Origin of the sequence: Hoyosella sp. YIM 151337, assembly GCF_026041215.1 — a bacterium.
Classification (GTDB): Bacteria; Actinomycetota; Actinomycetes; order Mycobacteriales; family Mycobacteriaceae; genus Hoyosella.
Genome location: NZ_JAPEIQ010000006.1, coordinates 384,164 through 402,595 on the forward strand (window position 1 = coordinate 384,164; position 18,432 = coordinate 402,595).

The 18,432-nt window shown below is 62.9% G+C and carries 19 protein-coding genes; 6 read left to right on the forward strand and 13 right to left on the reverse strand.

Translation table 11 applies throughout. The features are described 5' to 3' along the window. Positions 1-14: 14 nt before the first annotated feature. The 6 genes from ONR57_RS03235 to ONR57_RS03260 form a co-directional block, all read right to left on the reverse strand. The gene (locus ONR57_RS03235; protein WP_265121454.1) at positions 15-185 is read right to left on the reverse strand and encodes a rubredoxin; all 171 of its coding nucleotides are present in this window, start codon (positions 183-185) and stop codon (positions 15-17) included. Positions 186-199: 14 nt separating this feature from the next. After that, entirely contained in the window at positions 200-1,459 is a 1,260-nt protein-coding gene (locus ONR57_RS03240; protein WP_265121455.1) for an alkane 1-monooxygenase, read from the reverse strand. Between the two features lie 215 nt (positions 1,460-1,674). Beyond that, positions 1,675-2,913 (reverse strand): mannose-6-phosphate isomerase, class I, encoded by a 1,239-nt coding sequence (gene manA, locus ONR57_RS03245; protein WP_265121456.1) that lies wholly within the window; start codon positions 2,911-2,913, stop codon positions 1,675-1,677. Further along, positions 2,913-4,067, reverse strand: coding sequence for a tobH protein (locus tag ONR57_RS03250; protein WP_265121458.1), 1,155 nt, complete (start codon positions 4,065-4,067; stop codon positions 2,913-2,915). The genes manA and ONR57_RS03250 overlap by 1 nt, the downstream gene beginning before the upstream one ends. 89 nt (positions 4,068-4,156) lie before the next feature. After that, complete coding sequence (locus tag ONR57_RS03255) at positions 4,157-5,524, reverse strand: phosphomannomutase/phosphoglucomutase (RefSeq protein ID WP_265121460.1); 1,368 nt, start codon at positions 5,522-5,524, stop codon at positions 4,157-4,159. Positions 5,525-5,607: 83 nt separating this feature from the next. Further along, positions 5,608-6,036: a DUF3499 domain-containing protein gene (locus ONR57_RS03260; RefSeq protein WP_265121461.1), complete on the reverse strand. Its 429-nt coding sequence runs from the start codon at positions 6,034-6,036 to the stop codon at positions 5,608-5,610. 122 nt (positions 6,037-6,158) lie between these two features. Between ONR57_RS03260 and ONR57_RS03265 the strand changes: the two genes are divergently transcribed. Further along, the gene (locus tag ONR57_RS03265) at positions 6,159-6,683 is read left to right on the forward strand and encodes a metallopeptidase family protein (RefSeq protein WP_374116379.1); all 525 of its coding nucleotides are present in this window, start codon (positions 6,159-6,161) and stop codon (positions 6,681-6,683) included. A 218-nt stretch (positions 6,684-6,901) separates the two neighbouring features. Here ONR57_RS03265 and ONR57_RS03270 read toward each other — a convergent pair whose 3' ends face one another. Beyond that, positions 6,902-7,159, reverse strand: a complete 258-nt coding sequence (locus ONR57_RS03270; protein ID WP_265121764.1) for a WhiB family transcriptional regulator — start codon at positions 7,157-7,159, stop codon at positions 6,902-6,904. A 517-nt stretch (positions 7,160-7,676) separates the two neighbouring features. Here ONR57_RS03270 and cofD point away from each other — a divergent pair. Genes cofD through ONR57_RS03285 form a run of 3 tightly spaced genes read left to right on the forward strand, consistent with a single transcriptional unit; the run spans position 7,677 to position 10,593 of the window. Beyond that, a complete protein-coding gene (cofD, locus tag ONR57_RS03275; protein ID WP_265121463.1) occupies positions 7,677-8,678 on the forward strand; it encodes a 2-phospho-L-lactate transferase in 1,002 nt (333 codons plus the stop codon). Further along, positions 8,675-10,039: a coenzyme F420-0:L-glutamate ligase gene (locus ONR57_RS03280; protein ID WP_265121464.1), complete on the forward strand. Its 1,365-nt coding sequence runs from the start codon at positions 8,675-8,677 to the stop codon at positions 10,037-10,039. The genes cofD and ONR57_RS03280 overlap by 4 nt, the downstream gene beginning before the upstream one ends. Continuing rightward, on the forward strand, positions 10,039-10,593 hold the full coding sequence (locus tag ONR57_RS03285) for an NUDIX hydrolase (protein WP_265121766.1): 555 nt from the start codon (positions 10,039-10,041) through the stop codon (positions 10,591-10,593). The genes ONR57_RS03280 and ONR57_RS03285 overlap by 1 nt, the downstream gene beginning before the upstream one ends. A gap of 17 nt (positions 10,594-10,610) precedes the next feature. Here the strand turns inward: ONR57_RS03285 and ONR57_RS03290 are convergent, their stop codons facing one another. The 3 genes from ONR57_RS03290 to rfbD form a co-directional block, all read right to left on the reverse strand. Next, positions 10,611-11,663 carry an NDP-sugar synthase gene (locus ONR57_RS03290; RefSeq protein WP_265121768.1) on the reverse strand — a complete coding sequence of 351 codons (1,053 nt, stop codon included), beginning with the start codon at positions 11,661-11,663 and terminating at the stop codon, positions 10,611-10,613. A 94-nt stretch (positions 11,664-11,757) separates the two neighbouring features. Continuing rightward, positions 11,758-12,642, reverse strand: a complete 885-nt coding sequence (locus tag ONR57_RS03295) for a glycosyltransferase family 2 protein (RefSeq protein WP_265121465.1) — start codon at positions 12,640-12,642, stop codon at positions 11,758-11,760. Between the two features lie 51 nt (positions 12,643-12,693). After that, positions 12,694-13,557, reverse strand: coding sequence for a dTDP-4-dehydrorhamnose reductase (gene rfbD, locus ONR57_RS03300; protein WP_265121467.1), 864 nt, complete (start codon positions 13,555-13,557; stop codon positions 12,694-12,696). A gap of 370 nt (positions 13,558-13,927) precedes the next feature. Between rfbD and ONR57_RS03305 the strand changes: the two genes are divergently transcribed. Next, positions 13,928-15,403 carry an LCP family protein gene (locus tag ONR57_RS03305; protein ID WP_265121468.1) on the forward strand — a complete coding sequence of 492 codons (1,476 nt, stop codon included), beginning with the start codon at positions 13,928-13,930 and terminating at the stop codon, positions 15,401-15,403. 60 nt (positions 15,404-15,463) lie between these two features. After that, complete coding sequence (locus ONR57_RS03310) at positions 15,464-16,177, forward strand: TIGR03089 family protein (RefSeq protein ID WP_265121470.1); 714 nt, start codon at positions 15,464-15,466, stop codon at positions 16,175-16,177. A gap of 55 nt (positions 16,178-16,232) precedes the next feature. On the opposite strand, the gene ONR57_RS03315 is transcribed toward ONR57_RS03310, so the two are convergent. The 3 genes from ONR57_RS03315 to ONR57_RS03325 are packed head-to-tail and all read right to left on the reverse strand — an operon-like array spanning position 16,233 to position 18,388. Next, entirely contained in the window at positions 16,233-16,613 is a 381-nt protein-coding gene (locus tag ONR57_RS03315) for a hypothetical protein (protein ID WP_265121471.1), read from the reverse strand. 10 nt (positions 16,614-16,623) lie between these two features. After that, complete coding sequence (locus tag ONR57_RS03320; RefSeq protein ID WP_265121473.1) at positions 16,624-17,535, reverse strand: pseudouridine synthase; 912 nt, start codon at positions 17,533-17,535, stop codon at positions 16,624-16,626. Further along, positions 17,525-18,388, reverse strand: a complete 864-nt coding sequence (locus tag ONR57_RS03325; RefSeq protein ID WP_265121474.1) for a rhodanese-related sulfurtransferase — start codon at positions 18,386-18,388, stop codon at positions 17,525-17,527. The genes ONR57_RS03320 and ONR57_RS03325 overlap by 11 nt, the downstream gene beginning before the upstream one ends. Positions 18,389-18,432: the final 44 nt, after the last annotated feature.

Sequence of the window (18,432 nt, forward strand, 5' to 3'; positions counted from 1 at the left end):
AGAGTTTGTGCGACTCAAGCACTGGTGAGCGGGACGAAGTCGATTTTCTCACGCACCCCGCAGTCAGGGCAGGGCCAGTCATCCGGGACGGCATCCCAGCATGTACCGGCGGGAAACCCCTCGCGCGGGTCACCCTTCTCCTCGTCATACTCGTAATCGCACACTGTGCATCTGTACGTACTCATCACAGCGGACCTCCCTACACCGTTGTAGTTGGCACTGCGTCCCCGTATTTCGCAAGGACCTTGTCACGCTTACCGGGCTCGATGTTAGCTTGCGTGATGTCACCGTTGTAGTGCGCGACCACACGCTTGTCCATCACCTTGCGCCACAGCGGCGGAATGAGCGCAACTACGATCATCGTCGCGTAGCCTGCCGGAAGCTGGGGTGCGCCTTCCATGCTGCGTAGCGTTTGGTACCGGCGGGTCGGGTTGGCGTGGTGATCACTGTGCCGCTGCAGGTGGTACAGGAAGATGTTCGTGCAAATGCGGTCGCTGTTCCAGCTGTGTTCAGGCGTGCAGCGCTCGTACCGGCCACTGGGCAGCTTCTTGCGGCGCAAGCCGTAGTGCTCGAGATAGTTCACAGCCTCGAGCAGGCTGAAGCCGAACACTGCCTGGACAACCAAGTAGGGCAGGACATTCCAGACGCTGTAGTTCTCAAGCGCACCTGCGAAACTCAGTACCTGGAGACCAGCCAGGAGCGAACCGAACAGTGCCACCGACATCAGCCAGGCATTCAGAACGTCGTTCTTGACCGTCCAGTGTGATTTGCCGAGACGGGCGAAACGAGCCTTCTCAATTTCCCAAGCGGACTTCAAACTCCCAGCAACTGTGCGGGGCCAGAAGCGGTAGAAACTCTCCCCGATGCGGGACGATGCCGGATCCTCGGGCGTAGCAACGCGAACGTGGTGCCCGCGGTTGTGCTCGATGTAAAAGTGTCCATAGAAGGTCTGCGCGAGCACAACCCGAGAGAGCCAGCGCTCGTTCTCCTGCTTCTTGTGACCTAATTCATGAGCGGTGTTGATCCCGATGCCTGCGGTGACACCAACGGTGGTCGCAAGACCGATGCTCTCGACGACACTGAGCGAGCCAGAAGCCCAGAGGTACACCGCGGCGAGGAGGCCACCGTACTGGAGCGGAATGTACAGGTATGTGCACCAGCGGTAGTACTTGTCGTTTTCGAGTTCCTCGATGAACTCGTCGGGCGGGTTTTGCCCGTCCTCACCCAGCAACACATCAATGATCGGGATGATGACGAAGACAATCGCCAGGCCGGCCCACCAGAAGCCACCCCATCCAGTCGCGGTCACCAGACCCCACGCGATGAAGGTGGCGGCGGAGGGAATCAAAGAAAGCAGCCAGAGGTAGCGCTTGCGATCGCGCCAGCGCTCAAGCGACGCTGCGTCAGCAGCATCGCTGTCCGAAGCCTCGATCGCACTGCCTTGAGTCGGTGCAGACATTTACATCATGCCTAACTTTGTCGATGTGCTAGACCTCGATGTCGTAGCAACTCGTTCCTTTGACTATAGGCAGTTATTCGTTCGCCAGCTAGACACAGTAACCATATTTGTAAAACTGAATCGGTTCAGTTGTAAATGCCAGCAAGCGGGCCGGAGCGATCTGCTGGAGATTTCCCGCTTGTGCGCAAACTCTGGCAAGCACACTGCCACTGCGCCTAAGCCCGCACGACTGCGCGAAAGACTTGAGAGCGCGCCGAACCTGCATGCAAGATCACTTCACGATCACACGCTGGCACCCACAGCGCAGCCCCTTGCGGGACTTCGATCTCTTCGCCCTCGCACCGCGCGGTGACGCCGCCGTGGGTGCACACCAGGATTTGCGGGCCAGCGTCGATCACACCGATTGACACACTGTGATGGAGGCCCGTGGCGTCGAGTTCGATCCTTGACAGCTGGAATTCTGGTGCTGGGGTGTCATAAATGAACTCCGCCGTACCACCGGGGCTAGCGTTATAGACGCCGACCGGGAGCGCGTCCGTCGGTGAAAAATCGAGCACGCGAAGCAGTTCCGCAACGTCCACGTGCTTCGGCGTCATACCGCCGCGCAACACATTGTCCGAATTAGCCATCACCTCGACACCCATGCCGTGCAGGTAGGCATGCAAGCTCCCGGCTGCGAGGTACAAGCCCTCCCCCGGCTCGAGTTCGGCATAGTTGAGGAGCGACGCGGTCAGCACCCCCGCGTCGCCCGGGTAGTACTCAGCGAGTTCCAGCAGCATCTTTGCGACCGGACGGAAAGGACCGTGAGCGTCCTCGCGCAGATACCTGACACACCCATCGGTCAAGTCATCGAGGAGGGCACGCAGCGGCCGGTGCGGCAGCGTGATCCACGTCGTGAACAGTGCGCGCAGGCCCCCGGAATCTGGCTGCTCCGCGAGCATGTCGCAGTAGTGCTTCATGATCGGGCCCGACAGATGCTTGAGCACATCTACGGTCTTCGCGGGGTCGCGAAATCCGGCTAAGGCCCGGAACGGGGTGAGCGCTACAAGCAGTTCCGGCTTGTGATTCTCGTCTTTGTAGTTTCGGTGCGGCGCATCGAGCGGAATGCCAGCACGATTCTCTCTAGCGAAGCCGTCGCGCGCCTGCTCCCGACTCGGGTGAGCTTGCAACGAGAGCGGCTCCTCCGCGGCAAGCACTTTGAGCAGAAACGGCAGCTGGTCACCATGCTCGGCCCGGACACGGCTACCCAGCGTTGCTGCCGGGTCGTGGGCGATCGCGTCGACGAGGCTGACACGCCCGCCATCCTCACGCAACCAGGCGGAATCAGCGGGGTGCGCTCCCATCCAGAGTTCCGCTTCCGGATGGTCGGCGGGCGCGGGCAATCCTCGCAGCTCCGCAAGTGACGTTCTCGATCCCCACGCGTAATTCCGAATAGGGCATTCGAGCAGTTGCACTAGTGGGACCCCGCCATCTGTAGGTACACAGCGGCCATTTCCAGCCGCGACGCAAGAACCATCAATTCACACAGTTCCCTCATCTTGCCTCTATCGCGCTCCGCCGTGGCAACTATCCCCCCACTCCCCTCGGCCTGGTGACCGGGCTGGGCTGCATCAGCTATCTCGGCACCACCGGTATGCTCCGGCAAGACGAGAACAGCGTTGCCCCGAAGCATGGCAGCACGTCGTTCAAGCTCGGTGCGCTCCTGGGTCGTGGCAAGCAGCACAATGCAAAGCGGCGCCGCAGGTGCCGGGCCGTCGAGTTCAGGGTCGTGGAACAAGGGATCATAATCGGGCGGCACGCTGGCGACCAGTAGCGGCAGACCGTTCAATACCTCTGCCAGATCCGCATCTGGCGCAAGGAACCCGCCGACGCGCACAAATGCCTGCGAAGCATGCGAGGCGATCACCCGCGTGCCCGGCGAGTCCCCCGACAGCACCGTACGATGACCGATCATTTTCTCCGCCAGCGACTTTGCCGGGTTCTCGTACACGTCGCGCTGCGGGTGGTTGAGCATAGCTTCGTGGTCGAGGGCGTCCGCGCAGCTCATCAGGTCGAACCCGGCCCCAGTGTGCAATCCTCCCCGCAGCGACTGAATAACCGTGATGATCGCAGCGACGAAGCCTGCTAGCGCGAATTGATCCGGCACGGTAACTCGTGGCGGCAGCGATACCGCACGGGCCGCCGCAGCCGCTTGTAATGGCCCCCCTGCTGGCGCAATGACCACAGTCTCACAGCCCCGCCGACCCGCGCGGTCCACGGACTCCACGAGCACGGGATCGCCGGGATCATCGCCAGCAATCACCACCACGTCGAGCGGCCCGACCCAGGACGGAGCGTGATCGGTAACCACAACCGGGATGACAAACTCACGGGCAAGCGCTGCGCTTACTAGGTGTACTGCGGACACAGCGGCTCCCCTGCGCGCGACAAGCACGAGGCTTCGGGGGCGCGAAGCAACCACTGCCGAAAGCGCGCCCTCTTCTGCCGCCACTGCAGCGGCGCGCACCTGAGCGCCAGACAAAGCAGCGTGGCGCAACCGCCCCTCACGGTCGGCGGCGATCAGTCCGTCGGCGTCGTCAAGCCCAACGCCCGGCAATAGTGTGTCCATCGCCGCCACCCCTTTCGTGTCCCGGCCCTGCTGGACTGTCCAGCCAGCGAACGGCTACCTGCTCTTATTATCGCCCGCTTTGTCAGGTATTACCGGCGTACGATCCGTAAAACCTCGGCGGTTATTTCGTCGACCCGCTTCTTAGCTCGCGCCTCCACATTAAGGCGCACCAGCGGCTCTGTGTTCGACGCCCGCAAGTTGAACCACGACCCATCCGAAAGGTCGATCGTGAGACCGTCGAGCCAGTCAACCGCTGCAGCTCGCTCTTTGAACTCGGCAGCAACCTCTTCCATACGCCGCGCGGCGTCAGCCACTGTCGAGTTGATCTCGCCGGAAGCGATATACCTTTCATACTCTGCCATCAGCTCGGAGAGCGGACGAGGCTGTTCGCCAAGCGCTGAGAGCATGTGCAGCGCGGCTAGCATCCCCGAGTCCGCACCCCAGAAATCCCGGAAATAATAATGAGCAGAGTGTTCGCCCCCAAAGATCGCGTTGGTCTCGGCCATCGTCTGCTTGATAAACGAATGCCCTACCCGCGTCCGCACGGCCTTGCCACCACGCTCAGCCACTATCTCGGGCACGGCCCGCGATGTAATGAGGTTGTGAATGATCGCGGCCCCGGGCTCTTTCGCGAGTTCGCGGCCCGCGACGAGCGCCGTCACAGCCGAAGGCGAAACCGGTTCTCCGCGCTCGTCCACGACGAAACAGCGGTCCGCGTCCCCGTCGAAGGCCAGACCGATATCGGCACCTGTTTCACGGACGAAGTTCTGCAAATCGACCAGATTGGCCGGGTCGAGCGGATTCGCCTCATGATTCGGGAAGGAGCCGTCGAGCTCGAAATACAACGGCTTCAATTCGACGTTCAGCTCCCTGAAGACCGCCGGAACCGTGTAGCCACCCATCCCGTTTCCGGCGTCGACTGCGACGGTGAGCCGCCGCATCTGCGTCAGGTCGACGAGGTTCCGCACGAACTCCGCATACTCGCTCAGCAGATTCTGCGATGACACTGTCCCGCGCGCGCCATTATAGTCCGGCACACCGGCCTGCACCTCGCGTGCAATCTGGGCCAGTCCGCTTGCCTGCCCCACTGGACGAGCTCCCGCGCGGCACAGTTTGATGCCGTTGTATTTCGCCGGGTTGTGGCTCGCGGTGAACATCGCACCTGGGCAGTTAAGGCTGCCCGAAGCGAAATACAACCCGTCCGTCGAAGCAAGCCCAATGTCGACAACATCGAGACCTTGCGCCTGCACTCCCTCAGCGAACGCCTTCACCAGCCCCGGTGACGACTCCCGCATGTCGTGCCCCACTACGATGCGACCCGCACCCTCTTCGCGCGCAAGCCGCGCGAACGCGCCACCGATATCTCTGACGAACTCCGCGTCGATCTGCTCACCGACGACTCCCCGGACGTCGTACGCCTTGATCACGGAGTTCACCGAATCAGCGGAACGGCTCATCTACCCACTCCTGTCACCACGCTGGGACTCAGCTTTCGAGTCAGCCTAACCGTCACGATGACGCGAGGGGCAGGAAGGAGGCTTCACCAAACCGGTGATTCAGCACCGGGCGCTGGAAGTGCTCTGAGATGTGCGCGCCGCACGTGGTGGCCGGGACCGATCTCGACCCTGCTCTGCGCAATATCTGGCTCGGCGCCAAACTCAATCGTCGCTGTCGCGACAGCGCCCGGCTCGGCGGCCCGGGGCTGCTGGCTGGCATCCGCGGACGCGTCGTCAGGGCCAGCCGCGCTACCCGCACCGGTGACGTCGACCGGAGACCAGTGCCGCACCAATTCCCAATTGCGCGGTGCGGTGATCCGCAGTGCATGCGCCTCGCACAGGTCCCACGAATGGGGACCGTCGCTCTCAGTGAGGGGCTCTACGACAGCGACAGATTCGGCATAGATGTACGTCAGCGTTGCCACAGCGCGACCCTTGCAACCGGGTTTACAACAGCGCCGCACGATACTCACAAGAGTGGAGGGTAGCGTGGCCCGCCCGGCAATCCGGCGATTGACGCGCCCTAGGCGCGTTCGTGTCGGGCGGGACGGGTGGCGTGTCGAGATCCAGTGAGCGGCGGCGGTAAAGTGCCGCCATGACCCGTAAGCGCGCTGAGTCGAGCAGCCTGCCGCGATCCGTCCCGGCTACGTCGCTGAACCGCGCGTCCGCACGCCGCAACTCGACCCGCGCGGCGGAGCGTCGGGGCCGGGGCCTGCGCGGCCGCCTTATTCAGGACACAGTTCCGGCGTGGAAGTCTAGGGCACAGAAATTCGACTCTGTGGCGCTGGCAGCTTTCGAGCCGATCGAAGCCCGCTGGCACAAGCGTCTCGGTGAATTGGATATCGCGGTTGACGAAGTGCCGATGATCAGGGCTCTCAATCCCGAATCAGTGACCTGGCCGCCCGAGATCGTAGCGGACGGGCCAGTACCGCTGTCGCGACTGGTTCCAGCAGGTATCGACAAGCGCGGACAAACGACCCGGGCGCGGATCGTCTTGTTCCGGCGTGCGCTCGAACTCCGCGCCGAGACACCCGAGGAACTCACTCAGCTCGTGCACGACATACTGGTCGAACAAGTCGCTACCTATCTGGGTCTGCCCCCTGACGAAATTGCGCCATAGGCATCACTTCAACAGCGATTTACTTAGACTTTATATGCGCGTTTATCTATTACTTAGCTTGACTATCAACAATTGCCCATAATGCAAAAAGGTGCGGTGGTGTAGTCGGGCGATTTCCAGGAATCGCCCTACTACACCACCGCATTACTTCGAGTCGACTTTGAGGATCTTCTCAGCAAGTTCTTAGCCTAGCGCGGCTGGGGTTGAGGATTGCGGGATTACACAATCCCCTTCTTCAAACGGCGACGCTCCCGCTCCGACAAGCCTCCCCAGATGCCGAAGCGCTCATCATTCGCAAGCGCGTACTCAAGGCACTCATCTCGCACCTCACAGCCAAGGCAGATCCGTTTTGCCTCGCGCGTTGAGCCGCCCTTTTCGGGAAAGAATGCCTCCGGATCAGTCTGCGCACATAGGGCGCGATCCTGCCACTCCTCGTGCACCACTTCGAACAGGTGATCGAAGTCGGCCTCCACCAACTTGAGCTGCGGGCGCGCCCCCTCAGCCTGCACACGCTCAGCCTCAGCGACCGAATCTGTCGCCACCGGCACACCCCACGTTACGTCACTGGATAAATTAGTCGTCATTGACCTGGATGGCTCTCTGAATTCCTGAAAGTGCGGCATTCTCTGTATCCCCAACCTGTTGTCGCGCACTGCTGACACTGAAGTTCACGTCGCCAGGCGACATATCACGCGGCGCCGAGCAGATGGACAGCCCCATCCAGATTCCGCACGGCCCCTGTGCGGTATTCGCCCCATGTCACGAAGTGAATGACACATGTGTGATTAGACACTTTTTCTGCGGTCCGCGCAAGTAAACCGAAAGATTCCTCTACCACTTCCTCCCAGTAACGATCAGCGGCGACACGGGCCACAATTCGGACTAATGTCAAATCCATACCCTTCCGCTGCCGCCGCGACACTCGACCGCCCACAGTCACAGGGCGCGATCGCCGGGAGCGACGCACCGGAAAACCACGTAGGCTGACAACCCGTGAAGCTGACAGTCCTCGCCGGTGGAGTTGGCGGCGCACGGTTCCTCGTCGGTGTGCGAGAAGTCCTGCGCCCCGGTTTCAGCAGCAAGAATGACACGAGCGTACCAGAAAATGCCGATGTCAAGATCACGGCCATCGTCAATATCGGTGACGACGCATGGATGCACGACCTGCGCCTCTGCCCCGATCTTGACAGTTGCATGTACACACTCGGCGGCGGAATCGACTCAGCTCGCGGCTGGGGCCGCGCGGAAGAAACGTGGCACCTCAAAGCGGAACTAGCCGCGTACGGAGCGAAGCCTGACTGGTTCGGGCTCGGTGACCGCGATACCGCCACTCATCTCATACGCAGCCAGATGCTTCGGGCCGGCTATCGGCTCTCCGACGTCACCGAAGCCCTTTGCGCACGCTGGAATCCAGGTGTGAAGCTGCTTCCAGCCAGTGACGACCGTTGCGAAACGTACGCAGTTATCACCGGTCCTGACGACGGCAACCAGCGCGCAATTCACTTCCAGGAGTGGTGGGTTCGTTATCGGGCAAAACTTGAGACGCACAGCTTCGCACACATCGGCGCGGACAGCGCCAAGCCTGCTCCAGGAGTGCTTGAAGCGATTGCCGAAGCAGATGTGATTTTGCTCGCGCCGTCGAACCCGATCGTCAGCATCACGCCAATACTTGCCATCCCCGGCATCCGAGGCGCGTTGCGAACCGCGCAGGCACCGGTGATCGGCATCTCACCGATCATCGGCGGCAGGCCGTTGCGTGGCATGGCTGACACCTGCCTCCGCATCGCAGGCACCGAAACCAGCGCACAGGGTGTCGCACAGTACTACGGGGCGCGCAGTGGAACAGGGCTGCTTGATGGCTGGCTCATTCACCCCGGTGATACCGCAGAGGTACCTGGTGTGGCAATTCAGACAGCTCCCATCTTGATGACGGACGTGGACGCGACTGCCAAAATCGTGCGGGAAGCGCTGAAACTCGGTGGCGCGCAACTGTGAACGGAGAACGCGAATTGCAGCCCGGTGACCACGCAGCCACCGGCGGCCTTCAGATCCTGCCGGTGCACGGCGTTCCCGAAGTGCAGCGAGGTGCCGACCTCGGCCACCTTCTCGCCACCGCGGCACCGTGGCTTCAGCAGGGGGACATCGTTGTGCTCACCAGCAAGGCCGTGTCCAAGGCAGAAGGCCGCGTCGTACCCGCACCCGCCGACCCGGACGCGCGAGACGCGTTGCGCCGTGAACTTGTCGAGCAGGAATCTGTGCGTGTCCTCGCTCGTTTCGGCCGCACGCTGATCACGGAAAACCGGCTCGGCATCGTGCAGGCTGCCTCGGGCGTCGACGGCTCGAATATCGCACTAACGGAGATCGCGCTTCTTCCGGAGGACCCCGACGCGAGCGCGGCCGCCATCCGGGCGCGAATCAAGGGACTACTCGGCACCGATGTCGGCGTTCTCATTACGGACACGATGGGACGCGCCTGGCGGCTCGGCCAGATCGACGCAGCGATCGGAGCCTCGGGTGTCCAGGTGTTACATCCGTACACCGGGACACGCGACAGCTACGGGAATGACCTCCAAGTAACGAATATCGCTGTCGCAGACGAACTTGCAGCGGCATCGGACCTCGTCAAGGGTAAGCTCGCACGCACGCCCGCGGCAGTCGTGCGTGGCTTCGCCTCGCGCGATGACGGATCCCGTGCGCGCGATCTCATCCGTGGTGGCGACGAGGATCTTTTTTGGCTCGGCACGCAAGAAGCACTCACCCGCGGACGGCAAGAGGCACTGCTCCTCCGGCGATCAGTCCGGGAGTTCGCGGCTACCCCAGTGTGCGCGAAAGACATTCGTGCCGCACTCGGCGAAGCACTCACCGCGCCAGCGCCACACCATACCCGGCCAGTCAGGTTCGTCTGGCTGCGCGACCGCGAGAAAAGAGTTGAACTGCTCGACACCATGCGGGAGCGCTGGCGCGCCGACTTGACCGCCGACGGCCTCTCCCCCGAGGCCATCGAACGGCGGCTCACGCGAGGCGAGATACTTTATCGCGCACCGGAATTGATCATTCCTTGCCTAGTTACCCAGGGTGCGCATCACTACCCCGACGAATCGCGGCAGATGGCTGAGACCACCATGTTCACAGTCGCGGTCGGTGCAGCGGTACAAGGACTGCTCGTATCCCTCGCCGTTCGGGAAATCGGCAGCTGCTGGGTGGGCTCCACGATCTTCGCCCCAGCGGAAGTGCGTGCTGTGCTCGCGCTGGCCGACGACTGGCAACCGCTAGGCGCGATCGCCATCGGATATCCGGCTGAGCCTCTTGCCGTACGCGCCCCGCGCCCGACCGACGGAATGATCCTCGAACTGTGATGACCGCACTCCACGCGTCAGCTGTCGCTGCGCTCACTAACTTTCACGCACCGACAAGTGAGCAGGACTCGGTGCGACACACGATGCTCGCGTTCCTCGACGCGGCACCCGATGGCTGTCTCCGCAAGCACGCTCCCGGCCACGTGACTGCCTCAAGCCTGGTCTTGTCGGAGGACCGCTCGCGTGTCTTGCTCACCCTTCACCCTAAGGTGGGCCGCTGGATACAACTCGGTGGTCACTGCGAGGAGAGCGACGCGACAATCCACGATGCAGCGCTGCGCGAAGCAACCGAGGAGTCAGGGATCTCCGGGCTCCGGCTCGATCCGCACGTTCTTGGGTTACACACCCATCCAATCACGTGTTCATTGGGTGTACCGACGCGCCACCTAGACGTGCGGTTCCTTATCTGGGCACCGGATCGAGCACCTGCAATTCGCAGCGCGGAATCGCTGGATCTGCGCTGGTGGCCTATCTCCGATCTCCCCTCCAACGCCGAACACGACACGATTGCCCAACTGCTCAGGTTTTCGGAACGGCACGCCGCGCCTGGCTGACCAGGACCCGGGCCAGGTTAGACATCGGTAGAGAACCGCAAGCCTCCATCCGGAATAACGACACCCGGCCACACGCGTGCGCCATTGAGCAATTCACAGCGGGCACCGATCTGCGCACCGTCGCCGACCACCGCGTCGCGAATAAGCGCGCGCGGGCCAACGCGCACCCCAAACCCGATGATCGAACGCTCAACGACGGCACCGGCTTCGACCTTCGCGCCGTCGAACAGTACTGCACCGTCAATGCGTGCGCCTGCCCCCACCTCGGCACCACGGCCGATCACCGAACCACCCATCAACAGCGCACCGGGGGCGACACCGGCTCCCTCGTGCACGAGATACTCCCCACTCTGCCCATTGAGTGCGGCTGACGGCGCGATGCCACGCACCAAGTCCGCGGAACCACGCACGAAGTCCTCAGGCGTGCCCATATCCCGCCAGTACGCGGCGTCGACGTGAGCGAAAACCTTGGCGTCCTCGGCAAGCAAACGCGGGAAGACCTCACGCTCCACTGACACGGCGCGGCCGGGTGGGATCTGCTCGATGATCTCGCGTTTGAAGACGTAACAGCCAGCATTGATCTGGTCGGTCGGCGGGTCCTGCGTCTTTTCCAGGAAGGCTGTGACCCGGCCGTCCGCGTCTGTCGGCACGCAGCCGAACGCGCGCGGGTCGCCGACGCGCACGAGGTGCAGTGTGACGTCGGCGGCCTTCTCACGGTGGGTGCGAAGCACAGCGAGCGGGTCGGTTCCGCCCAGCACGTCACCGTTGAACACCAGAGCGGTGTCGCCACGCAGTTTGGGCAAAACGTTCCGTATGCCGCCACCCGTCCCCAGCGGTTCATCCTCCATCACATAATCAATTTCGAGCCCGAAGTCCGACCCGTCACCGAAGTACTGCTCGAACACTTCTGCCCGGAACGATGTCCCGAGGACGACGTGTGTGATACCGGCGGCCTTGATACGGGAGAGCAGGTGCTGGAGGAACGGCAACCCGGCGGTCGGCAGCATCGGTTTCGGCGCCGACAGTGTGAGCGGCCGCAGACGAGTGCCCTTGCCGCCGACGAGAATCACCGCGTCGGTGCCTTGAGCGAGCGAAAAATCCTTCTCAGGTTCTTCGCTCGCGGCCGACGGTGTCGCGCCAAACCGGAAAATCTGCCCGACCACTTCAGCTCACTTCCTTTCGACTGCCCTGCTGGTCACGCAGCGCCGCTGCGACCGCGAGCCTGGACCGCGCCTTCAGACCGCCGCGCAGCGCCGCACGCAACGGTGCCTGCCACCAGTGCGGGTGGCGATCCGCCTGGAAACGGTAGGCGCTCTCGTGATGCGCTGGCAGCATTATCTCGGGGTGGCGGCCCGCGGCGTGTCCTTTTGCATGAGTCACTTCAGCGCCCGGAACGTAAACGTTGAGCCAGCCTTCTTTGCCTAAACGGTCACCAAGATCAACATCTTCCATGTACATGAAATATCGCGAGTCGAAGCCGCCCACTGAATCAAAGGCCGCACGGCGCAGCAGGAGACACGATCCGGACAGCCACCCGACCGCCCGTTCCGTGATGCGCTCGTTCTCCTGCCGGTATCGCAGCGTCCACGGGTTGCGAGGCCAGACCGAGCCCAGTACCGCGTGCGCGCCTCCGGAAAACAGGGTCGGAACCTGACGCGCCGATGGATACACGGAGCCGTCGACGTTGCGGATCAGGGGCCCCAGCGAACCCGCCCGTGGCCACCGGCCGGCCGCGGCCAGCAACACGTCGATCGCGCCCATGCTCCAGCGAATGTCTGGGTTCGCGACGACGATGAACTCGACCGCCGGATCGAGTTCGGCGACCGCGCGGTTGACTGCCCCGCCGTATCCGATGTTCGCGCCGGTCCGCAGCAGCCGGACCGCCTGATACTTTTCGGCGGCTGCTTCCGGCGCGCCGTCCGTCGAGCCGTTGTCGGCGAGAATCACCTCAGGTCGCTCTTTGGTGGCAACCGCGAGCGTCGAGAGGAACGCGTCGAGGTGCGGACCTGGTGAGTATGTCACGGTCACTACGGCGAGTCGGGAAGTCACGCGGCCACTGTAGCGGGCGAGGCGCCGAAACGCCGTGACCCGCGTAACCTGTTAGGTCCCAGTACGCCGATCGGCGAGGGCGGCGTGTAGTGCGTCACGCCAGTGCCGCAGCGGCGAAAGACCGGCGCCTCGCCATGCTCGATCCGACAGCACTGAGAAGTGGGGGCGCGGCGCCGGCCGCGGGAACGCTGCCGTCGTGCATGGACGAATCCTCGCTGGATCCGCGCCAATTTCGCTGAATACCGCTTGCGCTAGCGAGAACCACGTCGCGGTCCCCGCGTTGGTGGCGTGGAGCGCGGTAATCGCGCGCGCGTGCGGTGCTGCGGCCAGCTGCAGCAAACCGGCCGCCAAATCTCCCGAATACGTCGGCGACCCAACTTGATCGTCAACGACATCGAGAAAATCGCGCTCACCGGCGAGCCTGATCATGGTCCCCACGAAGTCTGCTGGCTCACCGGTGAACACCCACGATGTACGCACGATCTGCGCGGTGGGAGCGGCCGCTCGCACCGCATGTTCACCAGCGAGTTTTGTGCGACCGTACGCGGTAGCGGGCGAGGTGGGTGCATCGGGTTCGTACGGCTGTTCGGCAGCGCCGCCAAACACGTAGTCGGTGGAGACGTGGATCAGATGTGTGCCGGTCGCAGCGCACGCGGCCGCCACGTTCGCCGCACCAACGGTATTGATAGCCGCGGCGCGCTCCTCCTCGCTTTCCGCTCGGTCGACCGCAGTATAGGCGGCGCAGTTGATCACGACATCGCCGTGCGCCTGGGCGATTGTGTCATTCGTCGCGGCCGCGTCGGTAACGTCGAGTCCAGCTGCGGTATACCCAACGATGTCAGCCCCCGCGGCCGGTCCGCGCGCGACGATCTGCCGACCGAGCTGGCCTCCCGCCCCAGTCACGACAACGCGCACAGCACTCTCCCGCCCTCACTAACGGGCGCGCACACGTTCGAGGAAACGGTCGGCGGCCCCACTCTGAAATTCACAGTGTTACACGTCACGGCCCGCCCCGGAGTGCCGCCACCGAAATGCCTGTGCCGATCGCTAGTGTGTGAGGCTAGTTCAGCCGCCTTAGCCAGCCGGTTTCGAAGACAAGGAAAGGACACTCACCGTGCCCGATCGGGACCCGTCACAGCAGCGGGGCCGCACGCCCCGTGACGGCAGCCCCCGCGCGCGTGAGTATCAGCGCACAAGGCGCCCGAAGGCCGATCCCCAACAGCCTTCCCCCCGAAGTGCGCGGCGCAGTGCTTCTCCGCAGCAACGCAGGCAAAAGCCCCCGTTTGTGCGTCACGCGCAAATCGCAGTGACGCTACTTTCGGTGTCTGTCCTGCTGATAACGGGATTTGCGTGGAAACAGTACGATTCCTTTTCATCGCGGCTGGCCACGGCTGCGGGGCTCAATCTTGGTGGCGACGAGGACGGCGCCATCGACATACTTCTGGTGGGCATTGACAGCCGCACCGACGCGCACGGGGAAGAACTCTCCGACGAGGAACTCGAGCAACTGCGCGCGGGTGACGTTGACGGCACGAATACTGACACCATCATCCTCATTCGCATTCCGGAAGACGGCGCCGGCGCCGCGGCGTTCTCGATTCCGCGCGACTCCTACGTCGAATTGCCCGATAACGTTCCCGGAACCGACTGGCCGTCAAACCGGATGGTCAAGATCAATAGCGTCTTCGGATCGACGCGCTTCCAGGAACTCGTGCGCCTCGTCGAGCGGGAGGGGATGTCGCGAGAGGATGCGGAGCCACTCGCGACCGCTGCCGGCCGAGAGGCACTGGTCAACACCGTCACAGATCTCACGGGCATCACTGTCGACCACTACGCCGAGGTAGGGTTGCTCGGTTTCATCCTGCTGACCGATGCAGTCGGTGGCGTAGAGGTGTGCCTCAACAACGCTGTCAACGAGCCCAAATCCGGCGCCAACTTCCCTGCTGGCAGACAAACTCTCGATGGCGCTGATGCGCTGAGTTTCGTCCGGCAGCGAGAAGGCCTGCCGGGCCTTGATATCGGTCGCATTCACCGACAGCAGGTGTTCATGGCGTCGCTGGCGCAACGGGTGCTGAGCACGCAGGTGCTCACCAACCCGGCTGCACTCAATCGGCTCTCCCAGGCCATTCAGCGATCAGTGGTTCTCGACTCCGAGTGGGACATTCTGGGGTTCGCCAAGCAATTCCAGGGTCTTGCGGTCGGCGACGTGCACTTCGAGACAGTTCCTGTCGTCAGCATGAACTCATGGAGCACCGACGGCACCCAGAGTGTCGTCGAACTCGATCCTGAAGAAGTGCGCATGCGGATCGCTGAAGTCGTTGAGCCAGCGCCAGAACCCGAGGAAGAGGAGCTGCCCGACTTTGGCTTCGACGCTTCCGCGGTAACCGTGAGCGTGGCGAATGCAAGCCTGCTCGAGGGTCTTGCGACCCGCGTCTCCGACGAACTGGAGCGCGTTGGGTTCGCACTCGGGGAAGTGGGTAATTGGCGTGGCCGGCCCACACCGGAAAGCAAGGTTATTGCTGCCGACCCGTCCAGCAAGACAGCGCAGGCTATCTCGGAGCACCTCGGCGGGCTGCCTATCGAACAAGATCTCTCGCTCGAAAAGAACCACCTCCAGGTCGTGCTGACGACGCGCTACGACGGCCCGGGTGCTGCGGCACCGCTCGATCCGCATGAACCTGGTGAGCAGCTGGTCATCGACGGTGATGCGCCGCCACCGCCGATGACTGCCGATAACCAAGGACCGCCCTGTATCGATTGATTTCAGGTGCCACCAGCACAGACTCCTCCACGTCCTCGGCCGGGGGTAAGATCCCGCTTGATGACACTTACAGACGATCTGCTCAGCCCGATACTCGCCGCGGATCCGGCTACCCCCCGGATCACCTACTACGACGACAGCACCGGCGAGCGTGTGGAACTGTCCGGTGTCACACTGACGAACTGGGCGGCGAAAACCGCGAACTTCTTGCGAGACGAATTCATGCTCACCCCAGGTGACCGGGTATCGGTAGCGCTGCCCGCACACTGGCAAACTGCCGCGGTGCTGCTTGGAGCCTGGTGGGCGGGCTGTGAGGTCATGCTCGGCGCCGACGACGACGCTGACGTCACATTCGTGACAAGCGAGCTCGCGGAGTCTGTTGAAGCTGGGCGCGAACTCGTCGTGCTCTCGCTCGATCCATTCGGTCGCGCCGCAGATGTCCTCCCGGCCGGTGCGACGGACTATGCGACGTCGGTGCGCGTGCATGGTGATCAGTTCCGGTCCTACGAATCGAACGCCGGTCCAGTATTCGCTGGGCTAACGAAGGACGACGTTCTCACGAGGGCGAGGCTGGTATGCGCCGGCCAAGAGTGGTCGAGTGGGGATCGTGTCCTTTCAGCGCTCAACTGGAGTGATGCTGATAGCACAATCACTGGTTTCGTCGCAATCCTCGCGGCGGGCGCATCGCTAGTGCAGGTACGTAATCTCGACGCCGCCGTTCTTGATCGGCGTATCGAGACGGAGAAGGTCACTGGCACTCTCGGCCTGCCCTGACGAGGGCTGCGAGCCTGCCCGTTCTCCATATCCAAGGTTGCACGGCAACGCCCGCTCAGATGTAGCCGCCTTCCGCGAGGCCCGCGTCGACTTCGAACCGGTTGAGCTCCCGAGGGTTTCGCAATTCCTCGAGCCAGTACCGGATCGGGAAGGCTACGCCGTAGCGCGCCCACTGATCCGCGTGTACTGACTCGTGCCGGATGAGTTTGTCCGACGGATACCGCCGGGTGAGGAAGACTCCACCGACCGTTGTGCCTGCCCTCGCGAATCCGTGACTCATGCCGGTGGCGAGAAAGAGCCGGAGTGTGGGCTCAAACTCGATGCTTGCGCCCCACAGCCGGGCGTAGAGCAGCGCAGCGACAGTCACGAATGTTGACTGCCAGCTGCTCCGCGCAGCCGCGCGCACGCGTGCAGCAAATGAGCTATCTTCAGCCACGCGCGTCAGCCTATCCGCCAGGAAACTCCAAGTCCTGTGAACTGCGGAAGCGGCGCGGCTCACCCGTGACGGGGTCGGTAAAAGCGATTTCTCGCGCGAGAAGCCGCAGCGGATCACCGAAATCGTCTCGGGCCGCAGGCCGGTAGGCCGGGTAGTAGTTGTCACCGCGGATGGGCAGACCGAGAGAGGCCATGTGCAGCCGCAGCTGATGTGTTTTTCCGGTGACGGGGCGCAATGCGTAGCGCGCGTACCGGTCACGTACTTCCGCGAGGTCGATGTGGGTTTCACTGTTCGGTTCACCTGGCACTTCCCGTGCCACCATGACGCCGGACTGCTTCACGATACGGCTGCGAACTGTCACGGGCGTGGCGACAGCGGGATCGTGTAGCGCGATTGCTTCATATGTCTTCGTCACCGCGCGCTGCGCAAACAACTCTTGGTAGGCCTGCCGCAGCGTGGGCTGGGCGACGAAGACGAGCACACCAGCCGTCATGCGGTCGAGGCGATGCGCCGGAGAGAGGTTCATATTGCCGGTTTGCCGCCGGGCACGCACCAGCGCAGTTTCAACTACGTGCTGTCCGCGCGGTATGGTCGCGAGAAAATGCGGTTTGTCGACTGCCACTAGGTTCTCGTCCCGGTGAAGCACTGTGAGTTCGAAAGGCACCCGCGGTTCCGGGGCAGGTTCTCGATAGTAGTAGACGATCCTGCCGGGCCGATAGGGCGTGGCTGCTGAGAGTTCTCGGCCATGCTGGTCCACGACGTGTCCGCGGCTCGACTCGCCAACCCAAAACTCACCAGTGCCGGGAAAACGTTCAGTGAGGTACTCAAACATCGTTGTCGCTTGCGAACCCGGCTCGATGCGCACCCGGGCCGGCCCGAGCCCATCCCGCACGGGCAGGGGCGGACCGCCGTCAGCCCGCATCAGAGGTGGTGTGTGAACAACCCTCACACACCAATGTGAGGTCTCGCCCCAGCGCATCGGGGTAATTCTCAAAACGTGATGTAGCAGCGCCGCATAGCGTGCACTGTCCCAGGGTCTTCGCTGCTGGTGAGAAGGTCGTTGTCATCCGCGAATCGAAGACATAAAGCGCACCCTCCCACAGGCCGTCGTCCCGATATTTCTCGCCGTAGCGCACAATGCCGCCATCGATTTGATACACCTCGTTGAACCCCCGGTTGCGCATGAGAACCGACAGCACTTCGCAGCGGACCCCACCTGTGCAGTAGGTGACGACGGGCTTGTCCTTCAGGTGATCGTATTTGCCGCTTTCGATTTCACTGAGGAAATCACGTGTCGCCGCCGCATCGGTGACGACCGCGTCCCGGAACCGCCCCACGGCTGCTTCAAGGGCGTTCCGGCCGTCAAAGAACACGACCTCGTCGCCCCGCTCGTCAACAAGGTTGTGCACTTGCTCCGGGCTGAGATGGGTCCCGCCGCCGATAACGCCGTTCTCGTCGACCTTGATCTCATCCGGTGCGCCGAAGGTCACGATTTCCGGCCGGACTTTGACACTGAGGCGCGGGAAATCGTCACCCGCTCCGTCGGACCATTTGATGTCCGCTTCTCGAAACGGCGCGTAACTGCGCGTTTCACGGACGTATCGTTTCACCTGCGCGAGCTCACCGCCTACGGTGACGTTGATACCGTGCGCCGAGATGATGATGCGGCCCTTCAGATCATTGGCCTCGCACAGCGTACGCTGCCACAGCCGGATCGCTTCAGGATCCGGGAGTGGTGTGAACACATAGAACAGCACGACCTTCGGGATTGACACTGGCCTATTGTGCCGTGCAGCCTCGATGAAATGCACATTCGCGG

Coding starts and splice junctions, on each gene's coding strand:
- ONR57_RS03240 (WP_265121455.1), bottom strand. CDS start 1,459: ATGTCTGCACCGACTCAAGGCAGTGCGATCGAGGCTTCGGACAGCGAT.
- ONR57_RS03285 (WP_265121766.1), top strand. CDS start 10,039: ATGACCGCACTCCACGCGTCAGCTGTCGCTGCGCTCACTAACTTTCAC.
- ONR57_RS03255 (WP_265121460.1), bottom strand. CDS start 5,524: ATGAGCCGTTCCGCTGATTCGGTGAACTCCGTGATCAAGGCGTACGAC.
- ONR57_RS03310 (WP_265121470.1), top strand. CDS start 15,464: ATGACACTTACAGACGATCTGCTCAGCCCGATACTCGCCGCGGATCCG.
- ONR57_RS03265 (WP_374116379.1), top strand. CDS start 6,159: ATGACCCGTAAGCGCGCTGAGTCGAGCAGCCTGCCGCGATCCGTCCCG.
- ONR57_RS03250 (WP_265121458.1), bottom strand. CDS start 4,067: ATGGACACACTATTGCCGGGCGTTGGGCTTGACGACGCCGACGGACTG.
- ONR57_RS03235 (WP_265121454.1), bottom strand. CDS start 185: ATGAGTACGTACAGATGCACAGTGTGCGATTACGAGTATGACGAGGAG.
- ONR57_RS03320 (WP_265121473.1), bottom strand. CDS start 17,535: ATGCGGGCTGACGGCGGTCCGCCCCTGCCCGTGCGGGATGGGCTCGGG.